This is a genomic window from Rossellomorea vietnamensis NBRC 101237 (assembly GCF_001591825.1).
GTDB classification, from domain to species: domain Bacteria; phylum Bacillota; class Bacilli; order Bacillales; family Bacillaceae_B; genus Rossellomorea; species Rossellomorea vietnamensis.
Window position 1 is genome coordinate 20,314 of the sequence record NZ_BCVQ01000048.1, and the last position, 8,341, is coordinate 28,654.

At 44.8% G+C, this 8,341-nt stretch carries 8 protein-coding genes; 7 read left to right on the plus strand and 1 reads right to left on the minus strand.

The genetic code is table 11. The features are described 5' to 3' along the window. Nucleotides 1-15: 15 nt before the first annotated feature. Nucleotides 16-2,607 carry an ATP-dependent chaperone ClpB gene (gene clpB, locus BVI01S_RS18225; RefSeq protein ID WP_061811163.1) on the plus strand — a complete coding sequence of 864 codons (2,592 nt, stop codon included), beginning with the start codon at nt 16-18 and terminating at the stop codon, nt 2,605-2,607. Between the two features lie 33 nt (nt 2,608-2,640). Here clpB and BVI01S_RS18230 read toward each other — a convergent pair whose 3' ends face one another. Further along, nucleotides 2,641-2,808, minus strand: a complete 168-nt coding sequence (locus BVI01S_RS18230) for a YjzD family protein (protein ID WP_321177500.1) — start codon at nt 2,806-2,808, stop codon at nt 2,641-2,643. Nucleotides 2,809-3,072: 264 nt separating this feature from the next. Between BVI01S_RS18230 and BVI01S_RS18235 the strand changes: the two genes are divergently transcribed. The 6 genes from BVI01S_RS18235 (at nt 3,073) to fabF (ending at nt 8,259) form a co-directional block, all read left to right on the plus strand. Beyond that, nucleotides 3,073-3,816 carry an alpha/beta fold hydrolase gene (locus tag BVI01S_RS18235; protein WP_061811158.1) on the plus strand — a complete coding sequence of 248 codons (744 nt, stop codon included), beginning with the start codon at nt 3,073-3,075 and terminating at the stop codon, nt 3,814-3,816. Between the two features lie 22 nt (nt 3,817-3,838). Further along, nucleotides 3,839-4,558, plus strand: coding sequence for a hypothetical protein (locus BVI01S_RS18240; protein ID WP_061811159.1), 720 nt, complete (start codon nt 3,839-3,841; stop codon nt 4,556-4,558). 101 nt (nt 4,559-4,659) lie between these two features. Next, the gene (locus tag BVI01S_RS18245) at nt 4,660-5,628 is read left to right on the plus strand and encodes a BMP family ABC transporter substrate-binding protein (protein ID WP_061811160.1); all 969 of its coding nucleotides are present in this window, start codon (nt 4,660-4,662) and stop codon (nt 5,626-5,628) included. Further along, entirely contained in the window at nt 5,625-5,813 is a 189-nt protein-coding gene (locus BVI01S_RS18250) for a ComZ family protein (RefSeq protein WP_034763435.1), read from the plus strand. Before BVI01S_RS18245 ends, BVI01S_RS18250 begins: the two co-directional genes overlap by 4 nt. Nucleotides 5,814-6,030: 217 nt before the next feature. Further along, nucleotides 6,031-6,963 (plus strand): beta-ketoacyl-ACP synthase III, encoded by a 933-nt coding sequence (locus tag BVI01S_RS18255; protein ID WP_061811161.1) that lies wholly within the window; start codon nt 6,031-6,033, stop codon nt 6,961-6,963. 51 nt (nt 6,964-7,014) lie between these two features. Next, nucleotides 7,015-8,259, plus strand: coding sequence for a beta-ketoacyl-ACP synthase II (gene fabF / locus BVI01S_RS18260; RefSeq protein ID WP_061811162.1), 1,245 nt, complete (start codon nt 7,015-7,017; stop codon nt 8,257-8,259). The last annotated feature ends 82 nt before the right edge of the window (nt 8,260-8,341 follow it).

Here is an 8,341-nt window from a genome sequence, read left to right on the forward strand (position 1 = left end):
GTGAGGTGGCAGATAATGAATCTTGATAACATGACCCACAGCATTCAGGAAGGGTTGGCTTCGGCTGGTCAATTGGCCGCTGAAAAGCTACATACAGATATAAGTGCGCTGCATTTGTGGAAGTCGCTGCTCGGGTCGGAAGAGAGTTTCCTTCGCACCATATATGAACGGGCGGGGGTAACTATTCAGTCTTTAACGGAATGGATCGATGGGAAGATAGATGACATTCCTGCAGTAGAGGGGGAAGGAATCCAATATGGACAGTACCTTTCAAGGGATATCCATCAACTTTTCTCCGAAAGTGAGAGTTTAAAACGCAAATGGGAAGACGATTATATTTCCGTTGAGCATCTTGCCCTATCCCTGTGGAAGCAGAAACAGCATCCGATAACGTTGTACTTAACGCAGCAGGGGGTAACAGAAAAGAGCGTCAGAGAAATCATTGAAGAGATAAGAGGAGGGAGCAGGGTGACGACACAAAACCCGGAAGTGAAATATGAAGCACTGAAGAAATACGGAAGGGATCTTGTGGCAGATGTGAGGTCTGGCAGAATCGATCCTGTCATCGGAAGAGATAGTGAAATCCGCCATGTCATTCGCATTCTTTCACGGAAAACGAAGAATAATCCCGTCTTGATCGGCGAGCCGGGAGTAGGGAAAACCGCCATTGTGGAAGGTCTGGCACAGAGGATTGTTCGTAAGGACGTACCCGAAGGCTTGAAGGATAAGACGATTTTCGAGCTGGACATGAGCTCATTAGTCGCCGGAGCGAAATTCAGGGGTGAGTTTGAAGAGCGGTTGAAGGCCGTACTCCAAGAAGTGAAAAAGAGTGAAGGACGCATTCTTCTTTTCATAGATGAACTCCATACGATTGTCGGTGCAGGAAAAACAGAGGGGGCCATGGATGCGGGGAATATCCTGAAGCCCATGCTTGCCAGAGGGGAGCTTCACTGCATCGGGGCAACGACCCTCAATGAATACCGAAAGTATATCGAGAAGGATCCTGCCCTGGAAAGACGTTTCCAACAGGTGCTCGTACAAGAACCGAATGTGGAGGATACGATTTCCATCCTTAGAGGGTTGAAGGAACGTTTTGAGATCCATCATGGGGTCAATATCCATGACCGGGCCATCGTAGCTGCGTCCAGCCTGTCCGATCGTTACATATCAGACCGGTTCCTCCCTGATAAAGCCATCGACCTGATCGATGAAGCATGTGCGATGATCCGGACGGAAATCGATTCGATGCCATCGGAGCTCGATGAAGTGACCCGTAAAGTGATGCAGCTTGAAATCGAGGAAGCAGCATTGAATAAGGAGAAGGATGCTGCAAGCCTTGAGCGCCTCGGACGTATTCGTGAAGATCTAAGCAATCTGAAGGAAAAAGCGAATACCATGAAATTAAAGTGGCTAAAGGAGAAAGAAAGCATCTCCGTGGTACAGGAGAAGCGGGAAGAACTGGAGAAACTCAGGCGCCAGCTGGAAGAAGCCGAAAGTGACTATGATTTGAATAAAGCGGCTGAACTCAGGCACGGACGGATTCCGGCCATGGAGAAAGAACTTGCTTCGGTGGAGCAGGAAATGATGAAAGAACAGGAAGGGCGCCTGCTTCGTGAAGAAGTGACAGAAGAAGAAGTGGCGAACATTGTGGCCAGATGGACCGGGATCCCGGTCACAAAGCTTGTTGAAGGAGAACGGGAGAAGTTATTGAAGCTTGATCACATTCTTCATGAACGGGTGATCGGCCAAGATGAAGCTGTCGGGCTGGTCAGTGATGCCGTCATTCGTGCAAGGGCAGGGATCAAGGATCCGAACAGACCGATTGGTTCCTTCATTTTCTTAGGCCCGACAGGAGTCGGGAAGACAGAGCTTGCGAAGACACTTGCCCAAACGTTATTTGACAGTGAAGAGCAGATGATCAGAATCGATATGTCTGAATACATGGAGAAGCATGCGGTATCCCGTTTGATCGGTGCACCTCCTGGATATGTTGGCTATGAAGAAGGCGGTCAGCTGACGGAAGCGATCAGGCGTAAACCTTATTCAGTCATCTTACTGGATGAAATTGAAAAGGCCCATCCCGAAGTATTCAATATTCTTCTGCAAATGCTTGACGATGGCCGGATCACCGATTCTCAAGGAAGAACCATTGATTGTAAAAATACTGTGATCATCATGACATCCAATATCGGATCCTCTCATCTCCTTGAACGGAATAAAGGGGAGGAAGAGATTGACCCCGATACGAAAGATCTTGTGATGGGGCAGCTTCGTTCCGCGTTCCGACCTGAATTCCTTAACCGTGTGGACGACATTATTCTATTTAAACCGTTGAGCATCCAAAATATTAAGGGGATCATTGATAAACTCATTGAGGACCTTCAACATCGGGTAGAGGAACAGCAAATCATCCTTACCCTGACAGAAGGGGCGAAGGAATTCATCGCGGAATCCGCATACGATCCCGTGTATGGAGCACGTCCTTTAAAAAGGTACCTTCAGAGGGAAATCGAGACCAAGCTTGCAAGGGAACTCATTGCCGGAAATATCCGACAGGGTCAAACCATCACGATCGATGCAGGTGAAAATGGTCTAACGATTCATTAAATGAAAAAAAGCAGCCGGATTTGGCTGCTTTTTTTAATGGTTTTCTGCAGGCTCGTTTGGAATAACAAGCGTGATAAGGAATACCAGTACCGCGAAACAAACGGAAAGGATTAATCCTGTTTGAAAATGAAATTCGTTTCCATTCATTGAACTTACAACGTAAGTCAGCATTTCGGACAATGCAAAAGCCCAGAAGAACATCCAAAAAAATCTCACGCCAAGTCACCTCATTCCTATGTATTGAACACATTCAAGCATATGTTGTCACTCATTTCAATCTTTATTAGTTTACCACAGCTTCACCAATTAATAAATGACTAATCTGTGAAATGTAAACCCTGTCATCTGTTGGAGGGTAGGGAACAAAAATTAATAAATAATAGGTTTCCTATGGGCTATCTCCCTTACAAATGCTGTCTCTTTACATAAACTATAGAGACTCAGTATGTAAAAGGAGAAATTTAAATGTATCAACGATTGTTTCAATTAGAGCAAGAGTGGTGCATGATCCATTACCCTGAACGACCGAATGGATTCGCTGTAATGATTATTGGGGACTCCCATCACTATGTAGACGAAAAGAGCAGTTTCTGGGTGCAGCATGAGGCACGGTATAAGTGGATTCAAGAGCTGACAGCCAAGGGGTACATTGTATATTATAGTAATCTGTATGGAGCGAATTGGGGTAGCGATCAAGCCGTGCAATTGGCCAGGCGACTCTATCAGCATGTGAAGCGGAACGAAATCATTAATGGGAAGATCCACATTTTGGCCGAAGGAATGGGAGCGTTAGTATTGAAAAATCTCTATCCGAAATTGGCACATGATATAAGAAGTGCTGTCCTGCTCTCCCCCTGCGTATCGATGTATGATCATTTAGAACAAGAGAAAGAACAGAAATTCTTTTATAAAAAAGTGATAAAAGAACTTTCCTTCATGCTGAAGATGAAGGAAGAGGATTGTGAAGCCTTCATCTCAAAACAATCACAGGACTACAAAATATTCCAGGAGATCCCCATTCCCCTGTATATTGTTCAGTCAATGACTCTAAATCGTTATAAAAATCAATTCACTCTCATAAAAGATATATATACGGAGCGTTTAGCAAAAGGAATTTCAACGGATCTATTCTTTGTTCTTCCTGAGAAGCGAGGGTCTCTTGGAGGGAAGATTGCCTCTTACTTTTCCCTGCATGAGAAAGAGTTATAACTAATAAATTGGAGTGATTGACTTGAACCATTATGCATTCGTTTTTGCTGCACAACAGTTTTTGGGATTTGAACTCTGTCATGCCCTTCTGGAAAAAGGATGGACCGTGACCGCCATTGATGAGCACAAAGAGACGAAGGATAAATGGATGGAAATTGGAAGGAATGCAAACCTTGAGTACGTGCCTTATGGGGAATGGGATAAGAGCGTACGCTCAGGGTCCAGTGTATTCCTTCCTTACTATGATCAGGTAAGAGGGAATAGAGCGGGGTATTTATCAGAAGTGGATGAACTGCTTTCAAAAGTGGACCAACCCTTCCATGTGATTCGAATTTACAGCAACGGGAAAGAGAATGGAAGTGTTGAAGAAGATGGTGCTGCCTTCTACCTTCCAACGTTATATGGCATCCATCAACCGGAAGAATTCCTGTTTGCACAGATTTTGACCGGCAGAGGGGAAGGAAAGAAATATGTGGATGATCCCTCAGGTGCGATTTATGTGAAGGATGCAGCCAAAATGATTGTCAATCTTTCTTCAAAAAAAGAGATCTTTACCTTGAAGCCTCTGTCAGACAGGAGCTGGAATGAAGCTCTATCCTATATAACAAATGAAACGTTTTCAACTGGTCACCGTAAAATCGATGCCGTTGGAAAAGAAGTGATCGTCAGACCATCAAAGTCTCACAAGGGCATCATTGATCAACAAGAAAAAGGGATTCGATTGCATGAAATGGAGGAGTGAGAAAACTTTTCCTTTTCATGTGGATACAGGTGAGGGTAAAATAGGAATGATGTAATGAACCTTTTATAGATGCTGCATGGGCTTTAAAGGAGTTGCTGCACATGAATAAGAAATGGTACATGTTTTTCCTGATTGTATTCCTGGTCGGACTAAGTGGTTGTTCAGCAGGGAACAGCGAAGAGATAGAAAAGGTTGGTTTACTTGTTCCGGAAGCAGTGAATGATGGAGTTTGGGGAACAAAAGGTTACAAAGGATTACTAAAAATACAATCCGATTATCATGCAGACGTGTTCTATAAAGAGGGAATGAAGAATGATACATCAATCAAGCAGGCAGTAGAGGAATTTGATGATAAGGATGTCACCTTAGTATTTGGACATGGAAGTGAGTATGCGGATGTCTTTAACGATTTGTCAGGAGAGCATCCCAATATGCATTTCGTCAGCTTTAACGGACATGCCACGGAGAAAAACACGACAAGCCTACAATTCAAGGGATACGCTATGGGCTTTTTCGGAGGAATGACAGCAGCCTTTCACTCTAAAACGAAAAAGATCGGTGTGATTGCGGCCTTCGAGTGGCAGCCGGAAGTTCAAGGGTTTATAGATGGAGCGAAGTATCAAAACAGTGAGACAGAGGTTAACGTAGAGTACACCAATCATTGGGACGATCAAGAGAGGGCCCTTAACGAGTTGGACACTTTATTAAACGAGGATATCGATGTTGTGTATCCTGCAGGTGACGGCTATAATGTAGCTGTAATCGAAAAGCTTAAGGAAAAAGGACTGTATGCCATAGGGTACGTATCCGATCAATCCGATCTCGGGGAATCAACGGTCCTGACAAGCACAGTTCAACAGGCAGATAAGTTGTATGCAGTAGTAGCCGAGAGGTTCGCCCATGATGAGCTGGAGTCAGGCAACCTGGAATTCGATTTTGAAGACGGTGTGATCTCCATGGGGAAATTCAGTCCAGTCATTCCAAAAGATTTTCAATCTGAAATGAAGCAACATATCAAGGACTATATTGATACCGGCAAATTGCCGAATGGAAAGGAATCGAAGCAATGAATCAAGACAAAACAATGGAATTTATGCAAATTGCCATGAAGTATTTCCCTCAAGCGAAAGAACAACTCGATCAAGCGGGAGTCGAGTTCTCTCCTGAAATGCTGCAGCCATTCATGACGTTGTTCACCCAAGTCATGAGTGAAGCTTATGAATTAGGCAAACAGGATGCCTTACATAAAGAATAAGCGAATGGAAAGACGGGTCACCTGAATGTTAGGTGGTCCGTCTTTCGTTGTGTAGTGGGGATGAACGAGTGTGGTCAGATGATGTGGGAGAGGGAAAGGAAGAAAAAATAATTGCAGAAAGTAGAAATCTTCGATAAAATTAGTACCAAGTCATAATAATTGATAATAACCATTGAGCATATGAAAAAAATTATAAACGAAAGTAGGGAACGCCAGTATGAATACAGGTATTATTGGAATTGGACGTTATCTTCCTGAAAAGATCTTAACAAACGCGGACCTCGAGAAAATGGTGGATACTTCGGATGAATGGATTCGTACGAGAACAGGCATTGAAGAGAGAAGAATAGCAAATAATGAAACAAATACCTCTGATATGGCTTTCGAAGCCGCAAAGAAGGCAATCTCTGACGCGGAAATCGATCCCGAGGACATCGACCTGATCATGGTTGCAACCGTTACCCCGGATCATCCATTCCCATCCGTTGCCTGCCTCCTTCAGGAAAGATTGGGGGCCAAGAAGGCTGCTGCAATGGATATCAGTGCCGCATGTGCAGGCTTTATGTATGGTATGATTACGGCAAAGCAATTCATTGATAATGGTGCGTACAAGAATGTCCTAGTGGTCGGTGTGGAGAAATTATCCAAGATCACTGACTGGGAGGACCGTAACACAGCCGTCCTGTTTGGAGATGCTGCAGGTGCGGCGGTCCTTGGACCCGTTCCTGACGGCAAGGGGATTCTTGCCTTTGAATTAGGATCGGACGGTTCAGGAGCGAAGCATTTGTATCAGGATGAAAAATTGATCATGAACGGTCGGGAAGTGTTTAAGTTCGCCGTTCGTCAAATGGGTGAATCCAGTATAAATGTGATTGAAAAGGCAGGTTTAAGTAAAGAGGACGTAGATTTCCTGATTCCTCACCAGGCCAATATCCGTATCATGGAAGCAGCCAGGCAACGACTGGAACTGCCCGTGGAGAAAATGTCTAAGACCGTAAATAAATATGGAAATACATCAGCGGCTTCTATCCCGGTTTCTTTAGTGGAAGATCTAGAGGCGGGAAGAGTGAAAGAGAATGATGTTGTCGTCATGGTAGGATTCGGTGGCGGTTTAACTTGGGGCGCAATCATTATGCGCTGGGGTAAATAATAGAGTATCAGAAACTTATCGACAACTTGCAGATAAAGGAGATGGAATAGAATGAACAAGAAGCGTGTAGTAGTGACAGGATTAGGAAGCGTCACGCCTTTAGGTAATGATGTTGAATCGACCTGGTCGAATATTTTGGCCGGAAAGACAGGGGTAGGGCCTCTGACGCGTTTAAACGCCGATGAGTATCCTGCCAAAGTAGCGGCAGAACTAAAAGACTTCAATATTGAAGAGTTCGGAGTGGAAAGAAAAGAAGCAAGGAAGATGGACCGCTTCACTCACTATGCGATTGCCGCGTCGTTAATGGCAGTAAAAGATTCAAAGCTTGATATCACAGACGAAAATGCACATCGCGTCGGTGTTTGGATCGGTTCAGGAATCGGGGGAATGGAAACATTCGAACAGCAATACGAAACCTTCCAAAAACGTGGATACCGCCGGGTGAGCCCGTTCTTCGTGCCAATGATCATACCTGATATGGCAGCGGGACAAGTATCCATTATGCTCGGAGCCAAAGGCTTCAACTCTTGTACCGTAACGGCATGTGCGACAGGGACAAACTCAATCGGTGATGCCTTCAAGGTGATTCAGCGTGGGGATGCGGATGTGATGGTTTCCGGTGGAGCAGAGGCACCCATCACGAAAATGTCCGTTGCCGGATTCTGTGCAAACACAGCCCTTTCCACGAATCCAGATCCTGAAAAAGCATCAAGACCGTTTGATTCCAATCGTGATGGCTTCGTAATGGGAGAAGGAGCGGGAATCGTCGTTTTGGAAGAACTTGAGCATGCCTTAAAGCGTGGAGCAACGATTTATGCAGAAATCGTAGGGTACGGGTGTACCGGAGATGCTTATCATATCACTGCCCCGGCACCGGCTGGAGAAGGCGGTGCACGAGCGATGAAAATGGCACTTGAAGATGGCGGGATCCTTCCGGAAGAGATGGATTACATCAATGCACACGGAACAAGCACTCCATATAATGATAAATACGAAACGATGGCTGTGAAAGAAGTATTCGGAGAGCATGCTTATAAACTGGCCATGAGCTCGACGAAATCCATGACAGGCCACCTTCTTGGTGCGGCAGGCGGAGTTGAAGCGATTTTTACTGTACTGGCGATGAAAGACAGTGTCCTTCCTCCTACCATCAATATTGAAACGCCGGATCCTGATTGTGATCTCGACTATGTAGCAAACGAAGCAAGGAAACAAGAAGTGAATGTAGCGATGAGTAATTCATTAGGATTCGGTGGTCATAATGCCACCATCGTATTTAAAAAATATCAAAATTAACAAAAAGAGGCTTTGACATTATTTAAATCCATTGCTCTAAAGCCGAACCATTTAATAAATAGTTAGGATCCTTGTTACACCG

Coding starts and splice junctions, on each gene's coding strand:
- clpB (WP_061811163.1), top strand. CDS start 16: ATGAATCTTGATAACATGACCCACAGCATTCAGGAAGGGTTGGCTTCG.
- BVI01S_RS18230 (WP_321177500.1), bottom strand. CDS start 2,808: ATGTTCTTCTGGGCTTTTGCATTGTCCGAAATGCTGACTTACGTTGTA.
- BVI01S_RS18235 (WP_061811158.1), top strand. CDS start 3,073: ATGTATCAACGATTGTTTCAATTAGAGCAAGAGTGGTGCATGATCCAT.
- BVI01S_RS18245 (WP_061811160.1), top strand. CDS start 4,660: ATGAATAAGAAATGGTACATGTTTTTCCTGATTGTATTCCTGGTCGGA.
- BVI01S_RS18250 (WP_034763435.1), top strand. CDS start 5,625: ATGAATCAAGACAAAACAATGGAATTTATGCAAATTGCCATGAAGTAT.
- BVI01S_RS18255 (WP_061811161.1), top strand. CDS start 6,031: ATGAATACAGGTATTATTGGAATTGGACGTTATCTTCCTGAAAAGATC.
- fabF (WP_061811162.1), top strand. CDS start 7,015: ATGAACAAGAAGCGTGTAGTAGTGACAGGATTAGGAAGCGTCACGCCT.